General features: G+C 63.9%; 22 protein-coding genes. 11 read left to right on the top strand and 11 right to left on the bottom strand.

Annotated features, from left to right (window positions below):
- Window positions 1-67 precede the first annotated feature (67 nt).
- The 3 genes from gdhA (at window position 68) to C8C99_RS22200 (ending at window position 3,655) form a co-directional block, all read left to right on the top strand.
- The gene (gene gdhA, locus C8C99_RS22210; RefSeq protein ID WP_056640063.1) at window positions 68-1,411 is read left to right on the top strand and encodes an NADP-specific glutamate dehydrogenase; all 1,344 of its coding nucleotides are present in this window, start codon (window positions 68-70) and stop codon (window positions 1,409-1,411) included.
- 152 nt (window positions 1,412-1,563) lie between these two features.
- The gene (locus tag C8C99_RS22205; RefSeq protein WP_056640066.1) at window positions 1,564-2,697 is read left to right on the top strand and encodes a PilT/PilU family type 4a pilus ATPase; all 1,134 of its coding nucleotides are present in this window, start codon (window positions 1,564-1,566) and stop codon (window positions 2,695-2,697) included.
- 124 nt (window positions 2,698-2,821) lie between these two features.
- A complete protein-coding gene (locus C8C99_RS22200; protein ID WP_108627274.1) occupies window positions 2,822-3,655 on the top strand; it encodes an alpha/beta hydrolase in 834 nt (277 codons plus the stop codon).
- Between the two features lie 8 nt (window positions 3,656-3,663).
- On the opposite strand, the gene C8C99_RS22195 is transcribed toward C8C99_RS22200, so the two are convergent.
- Entirely contained in the window at window positions 3,664-5,049 is a 1,386-nt protein-coding gene (locus C8C99_RS22195; RefSeq protein ID WP_108626901.1) for a serine hydrolase, read from the bottom strand.
- Between the two features lie 235 nt (window positions 5,050-5,284).
- Between C8C99_RS22195 and C8C99_RS22190 the strand changes: the two genes are divergently transcribed.
- From C8C99_RS22190 to C8C99_RS22180, 3 genes are read left to right on the top strand one after another with little or no spacing between them, the layout of a single operon-like run.
- Window positions 5,285-6,526 (top strand): multidrug effflux MFS transporter, encoded by a 1,242-nt coding sequence (locus C8C99_RS22190; protein WP_056640069.1) that lies wholly within the window; start codon window positions 5,285-5,287, stop codon window positions 6,524-6,526.
- Window positions 6,513-7,514 (top strand): tRNA (adenosine(37)-N6)-dimethylallyltransferase MiaA, encoded by a 1,002-nt coding sequence (miaA, locus tag C8C99_RS22185; RefSeq protein WP_056640071.1) that lies wholly within the window; start codon window positions 6,513-6,515, stop codon window positions 7,512-7,514. Before C8C99_RS22190 ends, miaA begins: the two co-directional genes overlap by 14 nt.
- Window positions 7,511-8,161, top strand: coding sequence for an ABC transporter ATP-binding protein (locus C8C99_RS22180; protein WP_056640074.1), 651 nt, complete (start codon window positions 7,511-7,513; stop codon window positions 8,159-8,161). The genes miaA and C8C99_RS22180 overlap by 4 nt, the downstream gene beginning before the upstream one ends.
- A 150-nt stretch (window positions 8,162-8,311) precedes the next feature.
- Here the strand turns inward: C8C99_RS22180 and C8C99_RS22175 are convergent, their stop codons facing one another.
- Window positions 8,312-8,740 carry an Hsp20/alpha crystallin family protein gene (locus tag C8C99_RS22175; protein ID WP_056640077.1) on the bottom strand — a complete coding sequence of 143 codons (429 nt, stop codon included), beginning with the start codon at window positions 8,738-8,740 and terminating at the stop codon, window positions 8,312-8,314.
- A gap of 160 nt (window positions 8,741-8,900) precedes the next feature.
- Between C8C99_RS22175 and C8C99_RS22170 the strand changes: the two genes are divergently transcribed.
- The 4 genes from C8C99_RS22170 to C8C99_RS22155 all read left to right on the top strand — a co-directional run bounded on the left by C8C99_RS22170 (window position 8,901) and on the right by C8C99_RS22155 (window position 15,114).
- Window positions 8,901-11,597, top strand: coding sequence for an ABC transporter permease (locus C8C99_RS22170; RefSeq protein ID WP_108626900.1), 2,697 nt, complete (start codon window positions 8,901-8,903; stop codon window positions 11,595-11,597).
- 224 nt (window positions 11,598-11,821) lie between these two features.
- Window positions 11,822-12,772: a hypothetical protein gene (locus C8C99_RS22165; protein ID WP_056646019.1), complete on the top strand. Its 951-nt coding sequence runs from the start codon at window positions 11,822-11,824 to the stop codon at window positions 12,770-12,772.
- 96 nt (window positions 12,773-12,868) lie between these two features.
- On the top strand, window positions 12,869-13,924 hold the full coding sequence (locus C8C99_RS22160; RefSeq protein WP_056646022.1) for a PLP-dependent cysteine synthase family protein: 1,056 nt from the start codon (window positions 12,869-12,871) through the stop codon (window positions 13,922-13,924).
- Between the two features lie 20 nt (window positions 13,925-13,944).
- The gene (locus C8C99_RS22155) at window positions 13,945-15,114 is read left to right on the top strand and encodes a lipocalin-like domain-containing protein (protein WP_199226481.1); all 1,170 of its coding nucleotides are present in this window, start codon (window positions 13,945-13,947) and stop codon (window positions 15,112-15,114) included.
- Between the two features lie 56 nt (window positions 15,115-15,170).
- Here the strand turns inward: C8C99_RS22155 and C8C99_RS22150 are convergent, their stop codons facing one another.
- From C8C99_RS22150 to C8C99_RS22130, 5 genes are all read right to left on the bottom strand, one after another.
- Window positions 15,171-16,172 (bottom strand): branched-chain amino acid ABC transporter permease, encoded by a 1,002-nt coding sequence (locus tag C8C99_RS22150; protein WP_056646026.1) that lies wholly within the window; start codon window positions 16,170-16,172, stop codon window positions 15,171-15,173.
- 12 nt (window positions 16,173-16,184) lie between these two features.
- The gene (locus C8C99_RS22145) at window positions 16,185-17,069 is read right to left on the bottom strand and encodes a branched-chain amino acid ABC transporter permease (protein WP_056646029.1); all 885 of its coding nucleotides are present in this window, start codon (window positions 17,067-17,069) and stop codon (window positions 16,185-16,187) included.
- Between the two features lie 98 nt (window positions 17,070-17,167).
- Window positions 17,168-18,364 (bottom strand): ABC transporter substrate-binding protein, encoded by a 1,197-nt coding sequence (locus tag C8C99_RS22140; RefSeq protein WP_056646032.1) that lies wholly within the window; start codon window positions 18,362-18,364, stop codon window positions 17,168-17,170.
- 59 nt (window positions 18,365-18,423) lie between these two features.
- Window positions 18,424-19,137, bottom strand: coding sequence for an ABC transporter ATP-binding protein (locus tag C8C99_RS22135; RefSeq protein ID WP_056061588.1), 714 nt, complete (start codon window positions 19,135-19,137; stop codon window positions 18,424-18,426).
- Complete coding sequence (locus C8C99_RS22130; RefSeq protein ID WP_015013285.1) at window positions 19,137-19,907, bottom strand: ABC transporter ATP-binding protein; 771 nt, start codon at window positions 19,905-19,907, stop codon at window positions 19,137-19,139. Before C8C99_RS22130 ends, C8C99_RS22135 begins: the two co-directional genes overlap by 1 nt.
- Window positions 19,908-20,280: 373 nt before the next feature.
- Here C8C99_RS22130 and C8C99_RS22125 point away from each other — a divergent pair, with 373 nt between their 5' ends.
- Window positions 20,281-22,131 carry an ABC transporter transmembrane domain-containing protein gene (locus C8C99_RS22125; protein ID WP_108626898.1) on the top strand — a complete coding sequence of 617 codons (1,851 nt, stop codon included), beginning with the start codon at window positions 20,281-20,283 and terminating at the stop codon, window positions 22,129-22,131.
- 62 nt (window positions 22,132-22,193) lie between these two features.
- Here the strand turns inward: C8C99_RS22125 and C8C99_RS22120 are convergent, their stop codons facing one another.
- The 4 genes from C8C99_RS22120 to C8C99_RS22105 form a co-directional block, all read right to left on the bottom strand.
- Window positions 22,194-22,685, bottom strand: coding sequence for a DUF1178 family protein (locus tag C8C99_RS22120; protein ID WP_108626897.1), 492 nt, complete (start codon window positions 22,683-22,685; stop codon window positions 22,194-22,196).
- Between the two features lie 158 nt (window positions 22,686-22,843).
- Window positions 22,844-23,149, bottom strand: a complete 306-nt coding sequence (locus tag C8C99_RS22115; RefSeq protein WP_056646043.1) for a DUF2818 family protein — start codon at window positions 23,147-23,149, stop codon at window positions 22,844-22,846.
- A gap of 72 nt (window positions 23,150-23,221) precedes the next feature.
- Window positions 23,222-24,715: an NADH-quinone oxidoreductase subunit NuoN gene (gene nuoN, locus C8C99_RS22110; RefSeq protein WP_056646045.1), complete on the bottom strand. Its 1,494-nt coding sequence runs from the start codon at window positions 24,713-24,715 to the stop codon at window positions 23,222-23,224.
- A gap of 29 nt (window positions 24,716-24,744) precedes the next feature.
- Window positions 24,745-26,220, bottom strand: a complete 1,476-nt coding sequence (locus C8C99_RS22105) for an NADH-quinone oxidoreductase subunit M (protein ID WP_108626896.1) — start codon at window positions 26,218-26,220, stop codon at window positions 24,745-24,747.

The raw sequence follows: 26,220 nt of genomic DNA, 5'->3' as shown, positions 1-26,220 counted from the left end.
CGCGCCAAACCGGTGCGTTGCTGCCTTCGATGTTGTTGACCCTTTAATGCTGAAAGCCCTTTGAACCATGAAACACGCGACCGCCGAAAGCTTCCTTTCCCACGTGGCGCTCCGCAATCCCGGCCAGCCGGAATTTCTGCAAGCTGTCACCGAAGTGATGGAAAGCCTGTGGCCGTTCATCGCGCAGCACCCGCGCTATGCCGAGCACGGCCTGCTGGAGCGGCTGGTGGAGCCCGAGCGCGTCGTGATGTTTCGCGTGTCCTGGGTGGACGACCATGGCACCGTGCAGGTCAACCGCGGCTACCGCATCCAGCACAGTATGGCCATTGGTCCCTACAAGGGCGGCCTGCGCTTTCACCCGTCGGTCAACCTGTCGGTGCTCAAGTTCCTGGCGTTTGAGCAGACCTTCAAGAACGCATTGACCACGCTGCCCATGGGTGGTGGCAAAGGCGGTTCCGACTTCGACCCCAAGGGCAAGAGCCCTGGCGAAGTCATGCGCTTTTGCCAGGCGTTCGTGACCGAGCTGTACCGCCATGTGGGCCCGGACACCGATGTGCCCGCCGGCGACATCGGCGTGGGCGGCCGTGAGGTGGGTTTCATGGCGGGCATGTACAAGAAGTTGGCCAACAACGCGGCCAGCGTGTTCACCGGCAAGGGCCTGTCGTTCGGCGGCTCGCTGATCCGCCCCGAAGCCACGGGCTATGGCACCGTGTACTTCGCGCAAGAGATGCTCAAGACCCGGGGCCGCTCGTTTGACGGCCTGCGCGTGTCGGTGTCGGGCTCGGGCAACGTGGCGCAATACGCGGTGCAAAAGGCGATGGAACTGGGCGCGAAGGTGGTGACGGTGTCGGACTCCAGCGGCACGGTGGTGGACGAAGACGGCTTCACCCCCGAAAAACTCGCCATCCTGATGGACGTGAAAAACCACCTGTACGGCCGCGTCAGCGACTACGCCTCTCGCACGGGTGTGAAGTTCGGGCCTGGTGTCCGCCCCTGGCATGTGAAGGTGGATGTGGCCCTGCCCTGCGCCACGCAAAACGAGCTGGACGCCAACGACGCCAAGCTGCTCATCCAAAACGGTGTGCTATGCGTGGCCGAAGGTGCCAACATGCCCTCGACCATCGAAGCGGCCAAGGCCTTTGAAGCCGCAGGCGTACTGTATGCGCCCGGCAAGGCCAGCAACGCGGGTGGCGTGGCCACATCTGGCCTGGAGATGAGCCAGAACGCGGCCCGCCTGTCCTGGCCGCGCGAAGAGGTGGACGCCCGCCTGCTGCAGATCATGCAGGGCATCCACGCAGCCTGCCTGCACTACGGCAAGCGGGCTGACGGAAGCGTGAGCTACATCGACGGCGCCAACATCGCCGGCTTTGTGAAGGTGGCCGACGCCATGCTGGCGCAGGGCGTGGTGTAGGGGGAAGGGCCGGGCCTTGGAACGTGTTTGCGTTCCAAGAGCCTGTTCACACAGCAAATCACTGGGGCTTCGGCCCCTTTGTTTTTGGTGCTCAGGGCAGTGCAGGCTATGCTGCACCTGGAAACAAATACGCACACTTTCGGGAGTCCGCCATGGAAATCTTCAGCTTCTTGAACGTCATGGTCGAAAAGGGAGGCTCGGACCTTTTCTTCAGTGTCGGTGCGCCGGTCAATCTCAAGATCGAAGGGGTTACGCACCCGTTGAAGATGCCTGCCTTGCTGCCAGGCCAGGTCAAGCAATTGGCCTACTCGGTGATGAATGAAAAGCAGATCGGCGAGTTCGAGGCCAAGCAGGAGATGAACCTGTCGATCTCGGCCGAGAACCTGGGGCGCTTTCGGGTCAACGTTTTTGTGCAGCGCGGCGAAACCGGCATGGTGGTGCGCTACATCAAGAACAAGATCCCGCCGCTGGCCGCGCTGGGCCTGCCCCAGGTGCTGGAAAAGCTGGTGCTGCGCAAGCGCGGCCTGGTGCTGGTGACCGGCGCCACCGGCTCGGGCAAATCAACCACGCTGGCGTCGATGATCAACTACCGCAACGAGAACGTGACGGGCCACATCCTCACCATCGAAGACCCGCTCGAATTCCTGCACGCGCACAAGCGCTCGGTGGTGGACCAGCGCGAGGTGGGCATCGACACGCAGTCGTACGAAGAAGCCCTGAAAAACGCGCTGCGCGAGGCGCCGGACGTGATCATGATCGGCGAGATCCGCGACCGCAACACCATGAAGCAGGCCATTGCCTATGCCGAGACCGGCCACCTGTGCCTGTCCACGCTGCACGCCAACAACGCCAACCAGGCGATGGAGCGGGTCATCAACTTCTTCCCCGAGGACGCCCACCACCAGCTGCTGATGGATCTGAGCCTGAACCTGGCCGGCGTGATCTCGCAGCGCCTCATCCCCGGCCTGCACGAAAAACTGGTCCCTGCGGTGGAGGTGATGCTCAACTCGCCCTACATCGCCGATTTGATCGCCAAGGGCGAGTTCTCGGGCATCAAGGAGGCCATGGGCCACAGCACCGAGATCGGCATGTGCACCTTTGACCAGGCGCTGTACCAGCTCTACACCGACGGCCGCATCGCACTGGACGAGGCGCTGCACAACGCGGATTCACGCACCGACCTGGCGCTGCGTGTGCGCCTGGCGGCGGGCGTGACCACGCAGGATGCGGGGGATCTTTCCATCGACACGTCCTCGCCGATGCAGTCGGCCTCCCGGTTGTCGTAACAGTGGGTAGCGACGGTGCCGAGCCAGCGCTCGGCAACGCCGCCTGTTACCCGACTGCCAGCTGCTTCCTGCGGTATCCCCAGCCTCACCGAACTTTTGTGCCTCGGCCAGAATCTGCTGGATGATGAAAAGAGCCCCCCTCCTTGTGTCCCTCGCAGTGGTTGTGGCCGTGAGCGTCGGTTGCGCCACGCTCGACGCCAAGCAGCGCGAATGGATCTTCCAGCCCAGCGACCGCAGCTGGGGCGGCGCGCAGTCCACCGAAGGCATGCAGGACGTGTGGATTGACTTCACCTCTGACACCAGCAGCAAGGCCGAGCGCCTGCACGGCCTGTGGCTGCCCCATGGCAAGGCCAGCGCGCCGGTGCTGCTGTACCTGCACGGCGCGCGCTGGAACGTGGCGGGCTCGTCGGGCCGCATCCGGCGCATGCAGGAGCTGGGCTTCTCGGTACTGGCCATCGATTACCGGGGTTTTGGCCGCAGCAGCGCGGGCCTGCCGTCGGAGGCCACGGCCGTCGAAGACGCCCGCGCCGCCTGGGATTGGTTGGCCGCTCAGCAACCGGGCAAGCCCCGCTACATCTTCGGCCACTCGCTGGGCGGTGCCATTGCCATCGACCTGGCGCGCCAGGTGCCCGACGAGCAGGGCACCATCGTCGAAGGCACCTTCACCAGCATTCCCGACGTGGTCAGCACCTTCAAGTGGGGCTGGCTGCCGGTGTCGCCGCTCATCACGCAGCGGTTTGAATCCATCCGCAAGGTGGCCGACATCGGCTCGCCGCTGCTGGTGGTGCATGGCAGCGACGACAGCCTGATCCGCCCCACGCTGGGCCGCCAGCTGTACGAGGCAGCGCGGGAGCCCAAGCAGTTTGTGCTGGTGGAAGGCGGCTCACACCACAACACCAACTCTGTGGGGCAGCGGCAGTACCGCGAGGCCGTGGCCTCGCTGTTTCACCTGAAGTAGGCGTATCGTCAGCGGCGCACCGCCTGCGCCAGCGCCGCCCAGGCCTTGAGGGTAAGCGGGTGCGTAAAGCCTGCCCCCGCCACAGGGTGGGACGACAGCTTGACCACCACCATCTCGGCGGCAGGGTTCACATGGATGAACTGGCCGTGGATGCCCGCAGCCTCGTAGGCACCATCGGCGTTGTGCAGCACCCACCACTGGTTGCGGTAGCTGTAACCGGGCCGAAAGGCCATGCCCCCCATCTTGAACTTCTCGCGGTCACCGCCCTTGGCGGTGTCGTCGATCACGGCCTTGTCAAAAATCTTCTGGCCGTTGAAGCTGCCGCCCAGGCGCAGCATCTCGCCAAACCGCGCCAGGTCGCGCGCCGTGGCGTTAAGGCCTGCGCCCTGCAGGGGCGTACCCACGCTGTCCACCATCACATGGGCGTCTTCCTCGGTGTCCAGCTTTTGCCAGATGTTGTCGCTCATCAGCTCCGCCCAGTGTTTGCCGGTAGCGCGCGACACGATCCAGCCCAGCACCTCCGAATGTACGGTGCGGTACACAAACCCGGCGCCGTGTTCGCCTTCCTTCTTGAGCGTCTTGAGGAAGTCGTACACGTTGGTCGGCCCCTGGTAGCCCGGCGGACGGGGCAGCAGGCCGCTGGACCAGCTGTAGCCAAAGATCTCGGTGGTCGGGTCGGTGTAGACCTCGCGGAAGCGCACGGCGCCCGTCATGTCCATCACATCGCGCACCTTCATGTCGCCCCAGGCCGACTCTGCCAGCTCGGGCACGTACTTGGTCACCAGCGCCTCGGGGTCGATCTTGCCCTCGTGCACCAGCTGCGCCGCCATGAGCCCGGTGAACGATTTGGTGACCGAGAACAGCAGATGCGGCGTGTAGGGCTTCATCTGGTTGTCGTAGCGCTCGTACACCACGCGGCCCTTGTGCATCACCACCAGGGCATCGGTGTAGGTGCGGGTGAACCATTGGTCCACCGTGATGGGCTGGCCCTTGTCGTCATCGAATGCCACAGTGCCCAGTGGTCGCGGGTCGGCGGGCAGGGCCGAGGGCGCGGCACCCCCCCTGCGGATATTGCGCGTGGGCTGCAGCTCGCGCAGGTGCTGCACGGCCCAGCGCAGCTGCGGGTATTTGTACGAGTTGCTCAGGTCCACCCGCTGCGCCCCCTCGGGCGGGAAGGTGCTCATGTAGCCCAGCTTGTCCAGCGTCACCGTTTCGGGCGCAGGCAATGCCGGGGCCTGCGCCTGGGCTGGGCCCGCCAAGGCCACACCCAACGCCGCCACGGCGCAGGCAGTTTGCCACAGCGTAGCAGCGGCTGTACTAGAACGCCGGGGCGGTGCAGAGCGCACTGAGGAGGTATGGGGGTACGCCACAGAGGCGCTGTGGATCTTTTGCATGTCTTGTCTCCTCGTTATGTAGTGTTGTGCAGCATCTGGGCGCGGCACCCCTCAGAACAGCGTCCAAGGCCAGTCGGTCCGCCAGCCACCGCGCCGCCATGGTGCTTCGCCCCGCGCTCGCCAGGATGTCACCGGTGCGACCTTTGTCATACACAAATCTGCGCAAGTTCTCACGGGCCCACGGCAATCAACCTGCCAGCGGCGCGCCCACCCCTTCTGGTACGCTCAGACAGATATGTCTGCCCCCTCCGCCACCGCAGCGTCTGCGGCCGCCCCTGTCTCGATCCGTCCCGGCCTGGCCATTCTGGTGCTGGCCCTGCTGCTGTCCATCCAGCCCGTCACCACCGACCTGTACCTGCCCGCCCTGCCCGCGCTCACCCGCAGCCTGGGCGCCCCCATGGCGGCCGCGCAGCTCACGCTCAGCGGGCTGTTGCTGGCGTTCGGTTGCTCGCAAATGGTGTGGGGCCCGCTGTCTGACCGCTTTGGCCGCCGCCCCATCCTGCTGGCAGGGCTCACTATCTACACCGTGGCCTCGCTGGGCAGCGCCTTTGCGCCGACCATGGGGCTGCTCATCCTATGGCGCATCGCCCAAGGGGCTGCCATGGGCGCCGTGGTGATGTGCGCGCGTGCCATCGTGCGCGACCTGTACACCCCACTGGAGGGAGCCCGCGCCATGTCCAAGGCGCTGACGGGGCTCGGCGTCGTGGCCTGTATCTGCGCGCCCATGGGGGGCCTGCTGAGTGAATGGCTGGGCTGGCGCGCTGCGCTGCTGGCCCTCACGGTGTATGCCGTGGTCACGCTGGCGCTGGTGGCCTTGCGCTTGCCCGAGACCCTGGCCCACCGCAACCCGCAGGCCCTGCAGCCCCGTGCGCTGGTGGGCACTTGGCTGCACGTGCTGCGCAACCCCACCTTCTGGGCGTTTTCGCTGCAGACCACCGCCACCTACGGCGGCCTGTTCACGTTTCTGGCGTCGTCCTCGTTCGTTTACATCGATGTGCTGGGCCTCACGCGCACCATGTACGGCTGGGTCATGGCCTCGGCCTGCGTGGCCTACTTTGGGGGCACCTTCGTGTGCCGCGCTCTGCTGGCACGCTTTGGCTTGCAGCGCACGGTGGCCATTGCCGGGGCCTTGAGCGCCGGGGGCGGCACGCTGATGGCGCTGGTGGCCTGGATGGGCTGGCACCAGCCCTGGGCGCTGACGCTGCCGTTCTACCTGTTCATGGTGGGGCATGGCATCCACCAGCCCTGCGGGCAAAGCGGTGCGGTGGGCCCCTTCCCCAAGGCGGCCGGCGTGGCATCGGCGTTGAACGGTTTCATGATGATGCTGGCGGCGTTTGCCATCGGCGGCTGGCTGGGTATGCGGCTCGATGGCACGGTGTGGCCGCTGGTCAATGGCATCTGGTTCTGGTCGGTAGCACTGGCCGTGATCTCGTGGACCCTGGTGCAGAAGTTTGGAGCGCCCCGTGAGCACGCCTGACACCCTCCCCACCATCGCTCTGGCAGGCCCCACCGCATCCGGCAAGACGGCCGGCGCGCTGGCGCTGGCTGCCGTGCTGGGCAAGCAGGGCCGGCCGGTCGAGATCATCAGCGTGGACTCGGCCCTGGTGTACCGGAGCATGGACATTGGCACCGCCAAGCCCACGCCCGACGAGCGCGCTGCGGTGCCGCACCACCTCATCGACATCCGCGACCCGCTGCAGGCCTACAGCGCCGCCGAGTTTGTGCAAGACGCCACCCGGCTCATCGCCGAGATCCGCGCGCGCGGCGCACTGCCGCTGCTGGTGGGCGGCACCATGCTGTACTTCAAGGCGCTGTTTGATGGCATCGACGACATGCCCGCTGCCGACCCGGAGGTGCGCGCCAAGATCGAAGCCCAGGCGGCCGAGCAAGGCTGGCCCGCCCTGCACGCCGAGCTGGCCCGCGTAGACCCGGTAACGGCCGCACGCCTGGCCCCCGGTGACAGCCAGCGCATCCAGCGCGCGCTGGAGGTGTGGCATGTCTCAGGCCAGCCGCTGTCGAGCTTTCACACTATCAAAAAAGTAGCAGACAACACAAACAACACCGGCGCCAGCGCACTCTTTTCCCTGGAACCCGACAACCGGGCCTGGTTGCACGAGCGCATTGCCCAGCGCTTTGACGCCATGCTGGCCGGTGGCTTCATTGACGAGGTAACGGCCCTGCGCGCACGCGGCGACCTGCACCCCGACCTGCCCTCCATGCGCTGCGTGGGCTACCGGCAGGTGTGGGAGGAGCTGGACTTCCAGGCCAGCCGCCCCGCAGGCACGCCATTGAACACCGCCTTCCTGCGCGAGCGCGGCATTGCCGCCACGCGCCAGCTGGCCAAGCGCCAGATCACCTGGCTGCGCAGCATGCCGCAGCGCCACGCCATCGCCTGCGACCAGCCCCATGCCGTGGCCCACCTGGTGCAGGCCGTGCTGAAGCGCCTGGAGCAGCGCACACCATGACGCTGCTGCGTGTGCAGAACCTGGGCAAGCACTACGGCAGCACGCCGGTGTTTGCCAACGTGCAGTTCGCCGTGGCGCCGGGCGAGTTTGTGGCCATCGTGGGCGATTCGGGTGTGGGCAAGTCCACGTTGCTCAACTGCCTGGCGGGACTCGACACCTGGGACACCGGCAGCATTACCCACGGCACCACCGACCTGGGCCAGCTGGACGACACTGCCCGCGCCCTGTGGCGCCGCGCGCAGGTGGGTTTTGTGTTCCAGGCCTTCCACGTGTTGCCGCACCTGGACGTCGCGCAGAACGTGGCCCTGCCGCTGATGCTGCTGGGCCAAAGCGATGTGGCCCGCGTGCAGCACATGCTGGCCGCCGTGGGCCTGGAAGGGTTGGGTACACGGCTGCCGCAGCAGCTCAGCGGCGGCCAGCTGCAGCGTGTGGCCATCGCCCGCGCGCTGGTGCACCGCCCCGCCCTGCTGCTGGCCGACGAGCCCACCGGCAACCTCGACCCCACCACCGCCACGCGCGTGATGGACCTGCTGCTGGCCCAGACGCGCGAGCACGGCGCATCGCTGGTGCTGGTCACCCATTCCGACGCTGCCGCCGCACGGGCCGATCGGGTGCTGCGCCTCACGGCCAGCGGCATCGCCGGTTAGGCCTCGCGCGCGCTCAGCGGAGGCCGCGCGAAGACTTGAAGCGGATCACACAACCCAGCGCAGCGGTTCTGGCTAGGCGCTGCGTCGCAGGCAGTACTTTTAGTACGACAAGACGCAGCAACAACGCCAGAAGGGTTGTGTGAGCCGCGCTTACTCGATGTTCAGCCGCTGCGCCGCCTTGTTCACCTTCTTGGGCAAAGTCAGCGTCAGCACGCCGTTGTCGTACTTGGCCTTGGCCTGCGCGGCGTCCACATCGGCAGGCAGCTGAAAGCTGCGGGCCACAGCGCCAAAGTAGCGCTCGCTGCGCAGCACCTTTTCGCCCTCGCGCTTTTCATCGTGCTGGCGCACCTCGGCGCGCAGGCTCACCACATTGCCTTCGAGCGAGACATGGATGTCCTCCTTGGCCACGCCGGGCACTTCGGCCTGCACCGTGTAGCCGCTTTCGGTTTCCTTCACATCCACCTTGATCTGACTGGGCGAAGGCAGGTTGTCGCCATGCAGCGGGCGCACATAAAAGCCGGGGGCAATGTCCTTGAAAAAGTCATCAAACAGACTGCCGCGGTTCACGAGAGAGTTCATGGTTATGGCTCCTGAAAAGGGGTTGAAACGGACAACTGAGCCTGCGCAGGAGTGCAGACCCTGATGCCAAGATAGGCGCAGCCTTTCAGCACTTCAAGAGGGTGCAAAACGCAAGGTTGATATGCATCAAACGCTGCTGCGCCGGGCCCCTGCGGCCACAATGCAGGCCATGCTCGCCCTGCTCCGCACCTTCTCCTGGCAAGACCTGCGCCACCACCCCTGGCGCAGCGCCGCAGCGGTGGCGGCCGTGATGCTCGGTGTGGCTCTGGCGTTTGCCGTGCATGTGATCAATGCGTCGGCACTGGACGAGTTCTCGCAGGCTGTGCGCGCCGTCAACGGCCAGCCCGACCTGGAACTGCGCGCCATGCAGGGCAGCTTGCCCGAGGCGCTATACGAACGCCTGGCCACCGACCCGCAAGTGGCCCGCGCCAGCCCGCTGCTGGAGCTGTCGGCCGTGGCGCAGGCAGCCACCACAGGGGGCGCGAATGCAGCGGGCGCCAAGGCCCAGTCCCCCCGCACTCCCACTCCCATCCGCGTACTGGGCGCTGATGCACTGCTGCTGCCCACCACAGCCCCAGCGCTGGTGCCACGCCCCTGGGACAGCGCCGACCGGTTCGCCCTGTTCGCACCCGCCACGGTGTTCCTCAACACGGCGGCGCTGCAGGCACTCGGGCTGCCTGCCACCGCGCCCTCTGCATCGTCATCCCCGCCCCGCCTCACGCTGCAGGTGGGCTTGCAGCCAGCGCTCACCGTGCAGGTGGCAGGCACCGTGACCGCCGGCGGCGCGCCGCTGGCTGTGATGGACATTGGCGCCGCGCAAGACCTGTTTGGCCGCGCAGGCGCACTCACCCGCATCGACCTGCAACTGCAGCCAGGCACCGACCGCGCCGCGTGGGAGGCCGCACTGCGCGCGCAGCCCGGTTGGCCCGCCAACCTGGTGCTGGCGCAGCCCGGCGATGCCACCCAGCGCATCAGCAACCTGTCGCGCGCCTACCGGGTCAACCTGACGGTGCTGGCGCTGGTGGCGCTGTTCACCGGGGCGTTTTTGGTGTTCTCGGTGCTGGCCCTCAGCGTGGCGCAGCGCGGGCCGCAATTTGCGTTGCTGGCCGTGCTGGGCGCCACACCGCGCCAGCGGCTGGCGCTGGTGCTGGCAGAGTCGGCAGCCTTGGGCCTGCTGGGCAGCGTGCTGGGCATTGCCCTGGGCACCGCGCTGGCAGCCACGGCGTTGCAACTGCTGGGCGGCGACCTGGGCGGCGGCTACTTTGCGGGCGTGCGGCCCGCGCTGCAATGGAGCGCCCCCGCCGCGCTGGTGTACGGCGCACTCGGCGTGGCAGCCGCGTTGGCGGGTGGCTGGTGGCCTGCCCGCGCCGCGCAGACCTTGCCCCCCGCCCAGACCCTGAAAGGCCTTGGTGCCGCAGCCAGCCAGGCGGACAAAGGCACCATTGGTATTATTTTGATAGCTGCCGGGGCACTGCTCACTAGCGCTCCACCCGTATTTGGCATTCCACTGGCCGCTTACATGGCCATTGCGCTGCTGCTGGTGGGCGGCATTGCCCTGCTGCCCTGGGGCATGGCGCGGTTGCTGGAGTGGCTGCAGCCCCTGGCAGCGCGCTATGCGCTGCCATTGCTGGCGCTGGAGCGCGCGCGGCGCATGCGCGGCAGCGCGGCCATCGCGGTGGGCGGCGTGGTGGCGTCGCTGAGCCTGGCCGTGGCGCTGACGGTGATGGTGTCCAGCTTTCGCGGCTCGGTCACACAGTGGCTGGACGCGGTGCTGCCGTCGCCGCTGTATGTGCGCTCGGCCCTCAGTGCGGGTGGCACGGGCGGCGGTGAGGCCGCGTTGCTGCCTGCGGGCTTTGCGGAGGCGGTGGGCCAGTTGCCGGGCTTGGACCGCGTGCAGCCCCTGCGCGCCAGCCCGCTGCAGCTGTCCCCCACCCTGCCCTCGCTTACGGTGCTAAGCCGCCCCTTGGGCGATGAGCCCGCGCAGACCCTGCCCCTGGTGGGCGAGGCCCTGCCCGTGCCCCCTGGCCGCACCGGCGTGTACATCAGCGAGGCCGTGGTGGACCTGTACGGCCTGCGCCCCGGCATGGAGTGGCCTGCGCTTTCCAAGGCTTTTAGCGCCCAAGCGATAGAGAATCATGCGCCAGCAGCTATCTTTTACATAGCAGGCATCTGGCGCGACTATGCCCGACAAACCGGCGCCGTGGTGATGGACCGCGCCGTGTGGCTGCGCCTGACCGGCGACGCCCGCACCAGCGACCTGGCCCTGTGGCCCAGCGAGGGCACCGATGTGTCGGCCCTGCAGGCGTCCATCCGCGCGCTCGCTGCCACGCAAGCCGGCCGCCAACCCTCCAATGCGGCGGGTGCCGCAACGGGCGACAGCGGCGAGGGCCTCGTGGAATTCAGCTCCGCCGCCACCATCCGCGAGCGCTCGCTGCGCATCTTCGACCGCAGCTTCGCCGTCACCTACTGGCTGCAGGCCGTGGCCATCGGCATCGGCCTGTTCGGCGTGGCCGCCAGCTTCAGCGCCCAGGTGCTGGCCCGCCGCAAGGAGTTTGGCCTGCTTGCCCACCTGGGCCTCACACGTCGGCAGATCCTGACCGTGGTGGCGGGCGAAGGCGCCGCATGGACCGCGGTGGGTGCAGCGGCGGGCGTACTGCTGGGGCTGGCCGTGTCCGTAGTGCTGGTGCACGTGGTCAACCCGCAGAGTTTTCACTGGACGATGGATCTGGCGGTGCCGGGGGGGAGGCTGCTGGGGTTGTGTGCTGCGGTGATCGTGTCTGGCACGGTCACCGCGTGGCTGGCGGGGCGGGCTGCGGCGGGGAGGGATGCGGTGATGGCGGTGAAGGAGGATTGGTAGGTAAGCCAAACCGTTAAACGTCCCCATATGCAAGCGCTCTCAAGCTGCGGGATCTGAACGATATAGTCAGCAGAGCAACTACGACGAGACACTCTCAAATGCTCTTCTTCTCCACGCCAGAGAATCTGGAAGCACTGCGACACTATTCCAGAACGCTGCGAAGCTATGCATCTCTCTCTGAATCACCTCAGATTGCCAAGTTGCTACTATAGATCATTGAATTGATGATCTCCAACGCCGCAAAGTTTGACGAGTACTGCGCAGTCAACATTGAGTGGATCGGCGATAGTTTCATGCGCGCCGTACGTGACTTCCCCGACCTACCACATGACAAGAAAGCAGAAGCGGTCACTTCCGACTTCACTTCAGCCTATCGATTCTTGTGTGAGCTGGAGTTCACGCAACCGGCCGAACCTAGCTTCGAAATCCGGCGGATCGGGAACTTTGTCGACGAGAACCTTGAGATGTTCAAGGGAAACGATAGGCACCAAATTACTTTCGCAAGATACGCGATGCCGGTGCAAATCGCAAAAAAACTGCTGAATGATCCTGCTATTGCCGAGTTCCGTAAGTTTTCTCAGACCGTGGAAGCGGCGACTAAGCTCAAGGAAGATTGGGACTCAGAACTGGATCAGAGACGAGCCCACGTTGACTCCCTCAGCGAGGGTTTAAAAGGACTAACGTCTTCCTACAACTTTGTTGGACTTGTGGATGGATTCCGCCAGTTGGCAACGGCGAAGGTCACCGAGCGCAGAATCGCATTTTGGTCATTGATGGCACTTGCTTTGGTGATGGTCGTTCCACCCGCAGCCCAAATTGGATATGTACTTGCGCACATGGAAATCATCGAATCGAAAAAAGGACTGCTTCTCTACACGCTCCCTACTATCCTGACTATCGAAGTCTTGCTGGTTTACTTCTTTCGCGTAGTCTTAGGCCAGTTCAGATCCGTAAAGGCCCAGGTACTTCAGCTTGACCTCCGCATAGTGTTGTGCCAATTTATTCAGAGCTATGCCGAGTATTCAGCGAAAATAAAAAAGGATGATCCGAGCACTCTCGCAAAGTTTGAAGCAGTCGTTTTTAGCAGCCTAGTTCCAGAGAGCGAAGGTATTCCTTCGACATTTGATGGTGCGGAACAGCTTGCGAATCTCATCAAGAGTATTCGAGGAACATAGCTTTTAAACATCCTCGGTTGTCAATGTTCTCTTTTGACTGTCGGCTGTTCTTGGCTTGCAGCAGAAACCATTGTGTGACTACACACAAGCGCCCCCATGCCCCTCCCCTCCCCCTGGCTCCACGAAGCCATCGCCCGCATCGAAGCCGACTACCAGCGCAGCGCCGACACGCACCTCATCCCGCTGCGCCTGCCCGCCTTTGCCGCGCATGGCATTGACCTGTACCTCAAGGACGAATCCACCCACCCCACGGGCAGCCTGAAGCACCGACTGGCGCGGTCGCTGTTTCTGTACGCGCTGTGCAATGGCTGGGTGCATGAGGGCTCGACCATCGTCGAGTCGTCCAGCGGCTCCACGGCGGTGAGCGAGGCCTACTTTGCACGCCTGCTGGGGCTGCCGTTTGTGGCGGTGATGCCGCGCAGCACCTCGCCCGAAAAGATCGCACAGATCGAGTTCCATGGCGGGCGTTGCCACTTTGTGGACAGCGCGGGCGCGGTGTACGACGCAGCCCGTGCGATTGCCGAAGAAACGGGCGGCCACTACATGGACCAGTTCACCTATGCCGAGCGCGCGACCGACTGGCGGGGCAACAACAACATTGCCGAGAGCATGTTCACGCAGATGGCGCGCGAGCCGCACCCTGTGCCGCGCTGGATTGTGGTGGGCGCGGGCACGGGTGGCACCTGTGCGACCATTGGCCGCTATGTGCGCTACCAGCGCCATGCCACGCAGGTGTGTGTGGCCGACCCGGCGGGGTCGGTGTTCAGCGCCTACCACCGCACGGGCGATGCCCAGCTGACGGCACCAGGATCGCGCATTGAAGGCATTGGCCGCCCGCGTGTGGAGCCGAGCTTTATCCGCACGCTCGTGGACCGCATGGTGGATGTGGCGGACTGCGAATCCATCGCCGCCATGCGCGCGCTGTCGCAGCTGCTGGGGCGGCGCGTGGGGCCATCCACCGGTACCAACTTTGTGGCCATGCTCACACTGGCCAGCGAGATGCGTGAGCGGGGCGAGCGCGGCTCGATCCTGTCGCTGCTGTGCGATGCGGGCGAGCGCTACCTACCCACGTATTTCGACACGGCGTGGGTAGACCGCACGTTTGGCGATTGCTCGGCCGCACAGCAGAAGGTGGATGGCCTGATCGGCTGATGCCAGCCACGCACCGCACCATGCCCTCTTCTCCGTTGCCCTTAGGTTCTTTGCCGCTCGTCCCCGGCCCCATGGTCACGCGCCGGCAGTGGCTGGCACAGCAGATGCCCTGGGGCCTGGCGGCCGTGGGGGCTGCAGGGTGGTTGCCCCCTGCCGCGCATGCCTTGCCGGCACGTACGCTGGTCTTTCCACGCGATCACGGCAGCCACCCGGAGCTGCGCACCGAGTGGTGGTACATCACCGGTCATGTGCAGGCGCAGGGGCAACCCTGGGGTTTTCAGATCACGTTCTTCCGCTCTCGGGTAGATGGCACACAGCAGCTGCAGTCGGCCTTTGCGGCCAAACACCTGCTGTTTGCACACGCCGCCATCACCGATGTGCGCGGCCAGCGGCTGGTGCATGACCAGCGGATTGCGCGTGCCGGTTTTGGGGTGGCGCAAGCCAGTGAGGCCGACACCCGCATCCGCCTGCAGGACTGGACGCTGGAGCGCAGCAACACCGCACGCGGCAAGCCAGACTTTGCAGCCAGCCGCTACACCACCCACATCGTGGGCAGCGAATTTGGGCTGGACCTGGTGTTTGACAGCACACAGCCCGCACTGCTGCAGGGGCAACAAGGGCTGTCCCGCAAGGGGCCGGACGCCGAGCAGGCCAGCTACTACTACAGCCAGCCCCAGCTCGCCGTCAGCGGAACCTTGCAGGTGGGCAATAAACGCATGGCGGTGACGCCCGACACGGGCCGCGCCTGGATGGACCACGAGTGGAGCGAGGCACTGCTGCACCCCGAGGCCCAAGGGTGGGACTGGATCGGCATGAACCTGCACGACGGCAGCGCGCTGACCGCCTTCCGACTGCGGCGGGCTGATGGTACTGCGTTATGGGCGGGGGGGTCGTGGCGGGCGCCCGGGCAGCCGGCGCAGGTGTTTGGGGCGCAATCTGTGGCGTTCACGCCCTTGCGGTGGTGGACCAGCCCGCGCAGTGGCGCGCGCTACCCGGTGCAATGGCAGGTGCAAACGCCCGCAGGCACCTTTGCAGTGAACGCGCTACTGGACAACCAGGAGCTGGACAGCAGCGGATCGACAGGTGCGATCTATTGGGAAGGGCTGTCGGACCTGATGGGTGCCAAAGGCCAACCCGTAGGCAGGGGGTACCTGGAGATGACCGGATATGCAAAGCCGCTGCGCATCTAAAGGCTGCAGCGGCTTGGTGTCAGAAAGATACCGCCAGATCGGGCGGTGTCACATCCTCAATGCTTGGCGGAGTTCCCTGCGCGGCGTTGTGCCAGCCAGGCGATGATCTCGCCCATGATGCCGCGGCGGAAGGCCAGCACGCAGACGACGAAGATCAGGCCAGTGACCATGGTGACGGACTCGCCCAAGGTCTTGAACCATTCGACGCTGGTCAGTGCGGCCAGCAGGTTGCCGAATTCGCCAATCTTGTTCTCCAGCAGCACCACCACGGCCGAGCCGATAAGCGGACCCGACAACGTGCCCAGCCCCCCCACCAGCGTCATCAAGATGACCTGGCCCGACGCCGTCCAGTGCACGTCGGACAGCGTGGCAAAGCCCAGTACCAGGGTCTTGAGAGAGCCAGCAAGGCCAGCCAGCGCGGCCGACAGCACAAATGCCAGCAGCTTGAAGCGGTGTGTGTCGTAGCCCAGCGAGATGGCGCGGGGCTCGTTCTCCTTGATGCCCTTGAGCACCTGGCCAAAAGGCGAATGGATGGTGCGCACGATCAGCAGGAAGGCTGCGACCACGATGACCAGCGCCACGTAGTACATCACCAGGTCGCTTTGGAGATCAATCACGCCAAACAGCTTGCCGCGCGGCACGCCCTGCAGGCCGTCTTCACCGCCCGTGAAGGGAGCTTGCAGGCAGGCAAAGAACAGCATCTGCGCCAGCGCCAGTGTGATCATGGAGAAGTAGATGCCCTGGCGACGAATGGCCAGCCAGCCAAACAGCAAGCCCAGCAGCGCCCCCCCGGCGGTGCCCAGCAGCAGGCCCACTTCAGGCGTCAGGCCCCACACCTTGATGGCGTGGCCAGCCACGTAGGCAGCGCCACCGAGGAAGGCCGCGTGGCCGAAAGACAGCAGGCCGGTGTAACCGAGCAGCAGATTGAACGCTGAAGCAAACAGTGCAAAGCACATGAGCTTCATCACAAAGACCGGGTAGGCGCCGAGAAACGGTGCGGCAATGAGGGCCAGCAACAGCAGGCCGTAACCAATGGTGGCAGTGTTCTTGGGATTCATGCTGGCAGCCCCTTATTTTTCTTTGCCGAACAGGCCGGCGGGGCGAATGAGAAGAACGATGACCATGATGACAAACACCACGGTGGAAGACGCTTCGGGGTAGAACACCTTGGTGAAACCTTCGATGATCCCCAGGCCCAGCCCGGTGAGGATGGAGCCCATGATGGAGCCCATGCCACCGATCACCACCACGGCAAACACCACGATGATGAGGTTCTGGCCCATGAGCGGCGTAACCTGGTACACCGGGGCGGCCAACACCCCGGCAAAGGCGGCCAGCGCTGCGCCAAAGGCGTAGGTCAGTGTCACCATCACCGGCACGTTGATGCCGAAGGCCTCGACCAGACGCGGGTTTTCAGTGCCGGCGCGCAGGTAGGCACCGAGCTTGGTTTTTTCGATCACATACCAGGTGGCAAGGCACACCACCACCGAAGCCACCACGACCCAGGCGCGGTAATTGGGCATGATCATGAAGCCCAGGCTGGTAGCACCTTCCAGCAGTTCAGGCGTGTCGTAGCCCAGGCCTGAGACGCCGTAGATGGAGCGGAACACGCCTTCGATCAGCAGCGTGAGGCCCAGCGTGAGCAGCAGCCCGTACAGATGGTCGAGCTTGTAGATCCAGCGCAGCAACAGGCGCTCTATCAGCACCCCGAACAGGCCCACCACCAGCGGTGCCAGCACCAGCATCAACCAGTAGTTGATGCCGAAGTAGTTCATGGCCATCCATGTCAACAACGCCCCGGTCATGAACAGCGCACCATGCGCGAAGTTGATGACGTTGAGCAGGCCAAAGATCACAGCCAGCCCCAAGCTGAGGATTGCGTAAAACGATCCATTGACCAGCCCCAGAAGGAGCTGGCTCAACAAACCAGGCAATGAGACACCAAAGATTTCCATGGGAGGCAGCGGCAGGTGGAGAGAGTTCAGGTCAGAGGACCACACCGGGCCCGGCGCCCCGCAGGGACAGCCAGGCCGGCGTGAGCCCTCTCAGGGGTTTACTTCCAGAGCGGGCACTTGCTCTCGGCTTTGGTGGTGAACACCGAGTCACCAGGCAGCTTCTTGATCAGCTTGTAGTAGTCCCAGGGCTTGGTGGACTCGGCGGGCTTCTTCACTTCCATCAGGTACATGTCGTGCACATAACGGCCGTCCGGACGAATCTGACCCGAAGCAAAGAAGTCGTTCATCTTCATCTTGCGCCAGGTTTCCATGACCTTGTCGGCATCCACTGTCTTGGCTGCTTCCACGGCCTTGAGGTAGTTCATGGTGGCCGAGTAGTCTGCCGCTTGAATTTCACCGGGCATGCGCTTGGTCTTCTCGAAGAAGCGGGCCGAGAACTTGCGGGTGTCTTCGTTCAGGTCCCAGTACCAGCTGGTGGTGAACTGCAGGCCTTCGGTGTTGCGCAGGCCCAGGCTGTGCACGTCGGAGATGAAGATCAGCAGGCCAGCGAGCTTCATGCTCTTGCCAATGCCGAACTCTTTGGCGGCCTTAATGGAGTTGATGGTGTCACCACCTGCATTGGCCAGACCCAGGATCTGCGCCTTGGAGTTCTGCGCCTGCAGCAGGAAGGACGAGAAGTCGGACGCGTTCAATGGGTGGCGAACTGCACCCACCACATTGCCGCCCTTGGCCTTAACCACTGAGGTGGTGTCGGCCTCGAGCGCATGGCCGAAGGCGTAGTCTGCCGTCAGGAAGTACCAGCTCTTGCCGCCGCCATCCACAATGGCCGAGCCCGTTCCCTTGGCCAGTGCCACGGTGTCGTAGGCATAGTGCACGGTATAGGGAGAGCACTGTTCGTTGGTCAGCGCGGAGCTGGCAGCACCATTGTTGATGTAGACGCGCTTCTTCTCGGCTGCCACCTTGGCGATGGCCAGTGCGGTGCCCGAATTGGTGCCACCAAACACCATGGTGAGGCCTTGGGTGTCGATCCATTCGCGGGCCTTGGAGGCTGCGATGTCGGCCTTGTTCTGGTGGTCGGCGCTCATCAGTTCGATGGGCATGCCCAGCACCTTGCCGCCGAAGTCGTCAATGGCCATCTGAATGGCCACTGCGCCGTTTTTGCCTTCCACGTCCGCGTACAGGCTGGACATGTCGGTGATGAAACCGATCTTGACCTTGTCCTGCGCGTGCGCGGCCGAGGTGGCCAGACCTGCAACGCCCAGCATCAGTGCCAGCACTTTGAGTTGTTTCTTCATGAATTTGTCTCCTGTTGGTGTGGTGGAAGAAAACGGTGGGGAAAAGGTGTGGACGTGGCTCAGACGCCCAGCAGTTCGTTGAGCACAGGCATCTTCGCCTCGAGTTCGGCGGCGCCGAACTTCTCGACGATGCGGCCGTGCTCCATCACATAAAAGCGGTCAGCCAGCGGTGCGGCAAAGCGGAAGTTCTGCTCGACCATGACCACGGTGTAGCCCTTTTGGCGCAGCATGGTGATCATGCGGGCCAGGGCCTGCACGATGACGGGCGCCAGGCCCTCGGAGATTTCATCCAGCAGCAGCAGATTGGCCCCTGTGCGCAGGATGCGGGCCACGGCCAGCATCTGCTGCTCGCCCCCCGAGAGGCGCGTGCCCTGGCTGTTCTTGCGCTCGGCCAGGTTGGGGAACATGGCGTAGATCTCCTGCACCGACATGCCCGGCGTGCCCGTCTTGAGGGCGGGCGGCAGCAGCAGGTTTTCTTCGCAAGAGAGGCTGGAAAAAATACCACGCTCTTCGGGGCAGTAGCCCACGCCCAGGTGCGCGATGCGGTGCGTGGGCATGTTCACGGTTTCCACGCCATTGATCTTGACCGAGCCCTTGCGGGCACCGGTCAGGCCCATGATGGCGCGCATGGTGGTGGTGCGGCCCGCGCCGTTGCGACCCAGCAGTGTGACCACTTCGCCCGGCTGGACCACGATGTCCACGCCGTGCAGCACATGCGACTCGCCATACCAGGCTTCGAGGTTCTTGATTTCGAGTGCGGGAACGCCAGCCATCAGTGCGCTCCCTGCAGTTGGCCGTCGGTCGTGCCCATGTAGGCTTCCATGACTTGGGGGTTGTTGGACACTTCTGCGTAGGGCCCTTCGGCCAGCACAGCGCCGCGCTGCAGCACCGTGATGCGGTCGGCGATGGTGGAAACCACCTTCATGTTGTGCTCCACCATCAGGATGGTGCGGCCCGCCGACACTTTCTTGATGAGCTGTGTGACGCGGTCCACGTCTTCGTGGCCCATGCCCTGCGTGGGCTCGTCCAGCAGCATCAACTCCGGCTCCATCGACAGCGTGGTGGCGATCTCCAGCGCGCGCTTGCGGCCGTAGGGCAGGTTCACGGTGACTTCGTCGGCCAAGTCTTCCAGACCCACCTCGGTCAGCAATTGCATGGCGCGGTCGTCCAGCTGGCGCAGGGTGCGCTCGCTGCGCCAGAAATGGAACGAGGTGCCCAGCTTGCGCTGCAAACCCAGGCGCACGTTTTCGATGAGTGTTAGGTGCGGGAACACCGCCGAAATCTGGAACGAGCGAATCACTCCGCGGCGCGCGATCTGCGCGGGCTGCTCCCGAGTGATGTCATGTCCGTTGAAGCGGATGACGCCCGAGGTGGGCTCCAGGAACTTGGTGAGCAGGTTGAAGCACGTGGTCTTGCCCGCCCCATTGGGGCCGATCAGCGCGTGGATGGAGCCCCGGCGAACGGCCAGGTTCACATCGCTGACGGCGGTGAAGCCCTTGAACTCTTTGGTCAGGCTGTTGGTTTCAAGAATGACGTCGCTCATTGCGCCTTGGCCGCTCCGTTGGGTGCTGAAAAGAGGAGCCTTGCGACAAGGTCTCCAGGTAGTTTGGATCGCAACGCATCGTATGTCCCCCAACCCTGCCGTAGATACTGGGACTAATGCCTATGTATAAATGCCTACGTACCCGCCCTGAGCATCCACTGCGAGGCAATGGCGCGGGCATGTGCTGCGCGCCAGCGCTCGATCTGACGCCTTTCCAAGCTCGAAGACCGGCACACGAAGGTCGCGCGGCCTCGCGCTCATCACTGACTTTTTGCTGACATCCGTCGCCTTGCGCGGCGGGCGCAGTCACCTCGAACCTGGGGCCTTCGCGCCCGTTCACCCGGCCTCCCTCACCGCGCCCTACACTGCCAAGATGGCATCCCTCCCCTCTTCCACACCCGCCCGGGGTGCGCCCCGCTCACTCACGGGTCTGCTGCCCTTTCTGCGTCCCTACAGGGCCCGCATTGCACTGTCGCTGGTGTTCCTGGTGCTGGCCGCGTTGGCCACACTGGCGTTTCCCATGGCATTGCGCAATCTCATTGATGGAGGCCTGGTCAGTGCCACCGGCGACCGGGGCGCGCAGGCCATGGCACTTCGCGGGCACTTTGAAGAGCTGTTTGCCGTGGCCATTGCCTTGGGTGGTTTTTCTGCGGCACGCTTTTACATGGTGAGCTGGCTGGGTGAGCGCGTCACCGCCGACTTGCGCAACGCCGTGTATGGCCATGTGCTGCAGCAGAGTCCAGAGTTCTTTGAAACCACACAGACCGGAGAGGTGCTGTCGCGCCTGACTTCCGACACGACGCTGGTGCAGACGGTGGTCGGTTCTTCGCTGTCCATGGGACTCCGCAACGCTGTGCTGGGCCTGGGGGCCCTCGCCATGCTGGTGTGGACCAATCCCTACGTCATGGCCGTGGTGCTGCTGGCAGTCGTGTTGGTGGTGCTACCCACGATGTGGATAGGCCGAAGGGTTCGCCGGCTGTCACGGGACAGCCAGGACCGGGTAGCGGACTCGAGCGCCATCGCCGCAGAGGTGCTCAACGCCATTCCCGTGGTGCAAAGCTACACCGCCGAGCCGCGCGAGGCCGCGCGGTTTGCGCGGGCAACGGAGGACGCCTTCTACACCGCCGTCAAACGCACCAAGGCGCGCGCCTTGCTCGTGGCCTTCATCATCATCGCCAACGCGGCCCTGCTGTTGTGGGGGCTGTACCGGGGCACGGAAGCCGTGCTGGCCGGACAGATGAGCGCTGGCCACCTGGGTCAGACCGTGGTGTACGTCATCCTGCTGGCGAGTGCAGTGGCGGTGCTGGGTGAGGTGTATGGAGACCTGCTGCGAGCCGCCGGTGCCACCGAGCGGTTGATGGAACTGCTGTCCAGCCGCTCGCCCGTGGCGAACCCTGCGTCGCCCCAACAGCTCCCGACGTCCGGGCAGGGTCTGGAGGTGCGATTTGACAACGTCTGGTTCCACTATCCGTCGCGCCAGGATCAGCCTGCGCTGCAAGACTTCTCGCTGCACCTGTCTCCCGGTGAGACCGTGGCACTCGTCGGCTCCAGCGGTGCAGGCAAAACCACGGTGTTCCAGTTGCTGCAGCGGTTTTATGACGTGGACGAGCATGCGACGGGAGGCGCCAGTGCCGCCGTAGCGCACCGCCCGAGGCCAGGACGCATCCTGCTCAATGGCGTGGACATCCGAGACATTGCGCTCGACACGCTGCGCGCACATACGGGCACCGTTCCCCAGGACGCAGTGATCTTCTCCGCCTCTGCCATGGACAACATCCGCTATGGGCGCCCAGACGCGTCCGACGAGGATGTCATGGCAGCGACCCGCGCCGCCTTCGCACATGACTTCATCATGGCCCTGCCCGAGGGCTACCACACCTTTCTGGGAGAACGGGGTGTCCGCCTATCGGGCGGGCAGCGCCAACGCATTGCCATCGCTCGTGCGATGCTCAAGGACCCGCCCCTGTTGTTGCTTGACGAGGCAACCAGCGCCCTGGATGCAGAAAGCGAGCGCATGGTGCAGGCAGCTCTGGACACCGCGATGCAACGCCACACCGGGCGACGGACCACGCTGGTGATCGCGCATCGGCTGGCCACCGTGCAGAATGCAGACCGCATCGTGGTGCTGGACCATGGGCGGATCGTGGAGCAAGGCACTCACAGCACCTTGCTGGCACAAGGTGGGGTGTATGCGCGTCTGGCTGCTCTGCAGTTCACGGCGTGACTCCCATCGGGAGCCGGTAGCCTCACCACAAGCACCTGGATAGCCGCGGGTGACAACGCCAGTTACTGCAGCGTCTCCTTGGCTGCGGCAGGCAGTGGCAAGGGCATGACGGCGATGCCCTCGTCCAGCAGCTGCAACGCCTCGTGCGCCGTGGCCTGCCCACGAATGGCCCGCTCCTGCACCTCGCCATGGTGCATGCGCCGGGCCTCGTCGGCAAAGCGGGAGCCCACATCCTCCGTACCCGCTACCACCTTTCGGGCCAGCTCCAGCCATGCGGCCTGCAGCGCAGGGGGAAGCATCGATGCCTCGACCGGCGCGCTGGGGGTGGTGCGAGGGCGCGTGACAGAAGAGGAATGGGAGGAGGCTGTCAACGCAGCGGGCTCGCGCGCACCAAGGTTCAAACGCGGTGCACTGAGGCGCTTGTCGATCTGGTCATCGGCGCAGAAGGGACACTGCACCAATCCGCGTTGCTTTTGGCTCTGAAAGTCATCTTCAGAACCAAACCAGCCTTCAAAGACATGGCCATGCTGACATTGGAGATCCAGAACCTTCATAGCTGACATGGTACGCCGGAGGGCGAAAACCGGTGATGGGCGCGATCACGCACGTCGAGCTGCGTCATCATGCTCGGAGGTGCCTTTCCCAGCCGGAGTGGCCAGGATGCTGCAAGGCCACAAACCCTGTAGCCCTTGACCAATGGCTCGCAGTCCACTCAGCTGTGCCTGCGCAACAGGTACCGATAGACGAAGCCAGGGAAGGCCAGGGTCAGGAACATGGTGCCGGTGATGGCGTAAAACTCCCAGCCCTGCGGCGCAATCTGACCCGCGCGGCGCTCCAGTAACAAGGCGAGGCCACCCACCAGAAAATACAGCAGGATCAGCTCGGCCAAACGCCCTACCAGCGGCTTGCCAGCGGCCGCCGAAGGACCAACCACCATCCAGCGTTGATTGACAAATGGCAGATTGGCAGCGACCAACGCCGCCACAATCACAAGCCAAACCGAACCGGTGAGTGACACAGAATAAGGGATCCAGGCAGCAGAAAGGAGTGGGAAATGCAGCCGACGCTATGCATGCGCCGGCGCAACGGCTCAGGTTGCCAACGCGCGGACCACGGCGTCGGCGCACAAGGCCATCAAACCGCCCGGCAGCAAGCCCAACACCAGCACCAGAGCGCCGTTGATGGTCAGCACCACGCGCACATCGACGGGTGCAGAAACACTGGTGGCCGTCAGTGGCGCGTCGAAGTACATGACCTTCACCACACGCAGGTAGTAGAACGCACCAATCAACGACATGATCACCGCAAAGACAGCCATTGCGATGTAGATCGCCTGGCCCGAGGCCACCAGAGCCTGCAGGACGGCCAACTTGGCATAGAAACCCACCAGCGGAGGAATACCCGCCATCGAGAACAGACACACTGCCATCACGCCAGCATACAAAGGACTGCGTTGATTGAGACCCGCAAAGTCGGAAATCTCTTCGCTCTCAAAACCCTCGCGAGCAAGCAGCAGGATCACGCCAAAAGCAGCCAGGGTAGTCAGCACGTAAGTGATGACGTAGAACATGGACGCGCTGTAGGCGTTCTCCACTGCAGTGGCATCCACATTGCCGTTGATGACGCCCGACATGAGGCCCAGCAACACGAAACCCATTTGGGAAATCGTGGAGTACGCCAGCATGCGTTTGAGGTTGGTCTGTGCAATGGCCGCCAGGTTACCGACCAGCAGTGACCCAATTGCCAGCACAGCCAGCATCTGCTGCCAGTCAATGGCCAGTGGCAGCAAGCCATCGACCAGCAGACGAACCGTAATGGCAAAGGCTGCCAACTTGGGGGCGCCGCCAATCATCAGCGTCACGGCCGTAGGCGCACCTTGGTACACGTCGGGAATCCACATGTGGAACGGAACCACGCCCAGCTTGAAAGCCAGACCCGCCACCACAAACACCAGACCGAACACCAACACTTGATGCTTGATCTGGCCGGAGTTAACGGCCTTGAACACCTGGCCAATATCCAGCGAGCCCGTGGCTCCGTACACCATGGACAGGCCATAAAGCAGGAAGCCGCTGGCCATGGCACCCAGCACAAAATACTTCATCGCTGCTTCCGTGGCCGTGGCGTTGTCGCGGCGCAATGCCACGAGGGCATAGCTCGACAGCGTGAGCAGTTCCAGGCCCAGGTAGATCACCAGGAAGTTGTTGCCCGAAATCATGATGAACATGCCCAGCAAGGCAAACATGGACAACGTGAAGAGCTCGCCGCCCCGCAGCATGTCGCGGTCAGCTGCGTAAGGACGTCCGTACACCAGGGTGACCATCATGGCCACGGTGGCAAAACACTTGAGCCAGTTGCCCATGGCGTCGCTCACCACCATGTTGCCGAAACCGTAGAAGGTATTGCCGCTGCTTGCGTACATGGCCTGCAAGGCGGCCACCACGGCCAAGGTGAGCATCGTCAGCACATAGGTGCTGGTGCGGCGAGGGCTGTGAACACCCAGATCGACCAGCGCAATCACGCAGGCCATCGTCAACAGCACAATTTCAGGGTAGATCGCTAGCCAGCTGATGTTGTCAATCATCTCGAATCTCTCAGTTCAGTCTGGTCTGTTCAGTTCAGCTTGGTCAGCGCCACATGCTTGAGCAGTTCTGCCACCGAGGCGTCCATCACATCGGTAAACGGACGGGGATACAGGCCCATGGCCAGCACCGCAATGCCAAGCACCGCAAGCACGAGGAATTCACGGCTGTCGATATCCGTCAAGCCCTTGACGTTGTCGTTGCCCACAGGGCCCAGGTACACGCGCTTGAACATCCACAAGGTGTAAGCGGCGCCAAAGATCAACGCCGTGGCCGCAGCCAGACCAATCCAGAAGTTGGCTTTGACCGCGCCCAGGATCACCATCCACTCACCCACAAAACCGGCCGTACCCGGCAGGCCGCAGTTGGCCATGGCAAACAACAGAACAAACGCGGTGAAGTTGGGCATGGTGTTGACCACGCCGCCATAGGCGGCGATCTCACGCGAGTGCACACGGTCGTACAACACGCCGATGGACAGGAACATCGCACCGGACACGAAACCGTGCGCAATCATCTGGACGATGCCGCCCGAAACACCCAGGTCGTTGAAGATGAAAAAGCCGAGGGTCACAAACCCCATGTGCGCCACCGACGAGTAGGCCACCAGCTTCTTCATGTCCTTCTGGACCATGGCCACCAGGCCCACGTAAATCACCGCGATCAGCGACAGGGCAATCATGAGCCAAGCCCATTGACGTGCTGCGTCAGGAGCGATCGGCAGCGAAAACCGCAGGAAACCATAGGCGCCCAGCTTGAGCATGATGGCAGCCAGCACCGCAGAACCGCCAGTGGGTGCTTCCACGTGCACATCAGGCAGCCAGGTATGGACAGGCCACATGGGCACCTTCACAGCGAAGGCGGCAAAGAAGGCGAAGAACAACAGGGTTTGCGCACGACCGCTCAAAGGCAACTGGTGCCAGGTGGCGATGTCGAAGCTGCCGCCGGACTGGTTGTACAGGTAGATCAGCGCGATCAGCATCAACAGCGAGCCAAGCAGCGTGTACAGGAAGAACTTGAACGCAGCGTAGATCCTGTTCGGACCACCCCAGATCCCGATGATGAGGTACATCGGGATCAGCGTTGCCTCGAAGAACACGTAGAACAGAATGCCGTCCAGTGCGCTGAACACGCCGATCATGAGCCCCGAAAGGATCAAGAATGCGCCCATGTACTGGTTCACGCGCTCAGTGATGGACTCCCATGAGGCAATCACCACGACGACGGTAATGAAGGCCGTGAGCGGCACAAACCAGAACGAAATGCCGTCCACCCCGAGGTGGTAGTGGACATTGAAACGCTCGATCCAGTCGGCCTTCTCCACAAACTGCATGGCCGCCGTACCCAGCTTGAAACCGTCGTACAGAGGCAACGTGACCAGGAACCCAATCAAGGCACCCACCAGCGCCAACCACCGCACCGCACGCGCATGTTCGTCGCGCCCGATGGCGAGCAACAGCGCGCCAAAAGCAATCGGTGTCCAGATTGCAAGACTCAACAGACCCAT

It is taken from the genome of Acidovorax sp. 107 (genome assembly GCF_003058055.1).
Taxonomy (GTDB): domain Bacteria; phylum Pseudomonadota; class Gammaproteobacteria; order Burkholderiales; family Burkholderiaceae_C; genus Acidovorax.
This window is presented reverse-complemented; position numbering and strand designations above follow the sequence as displayed.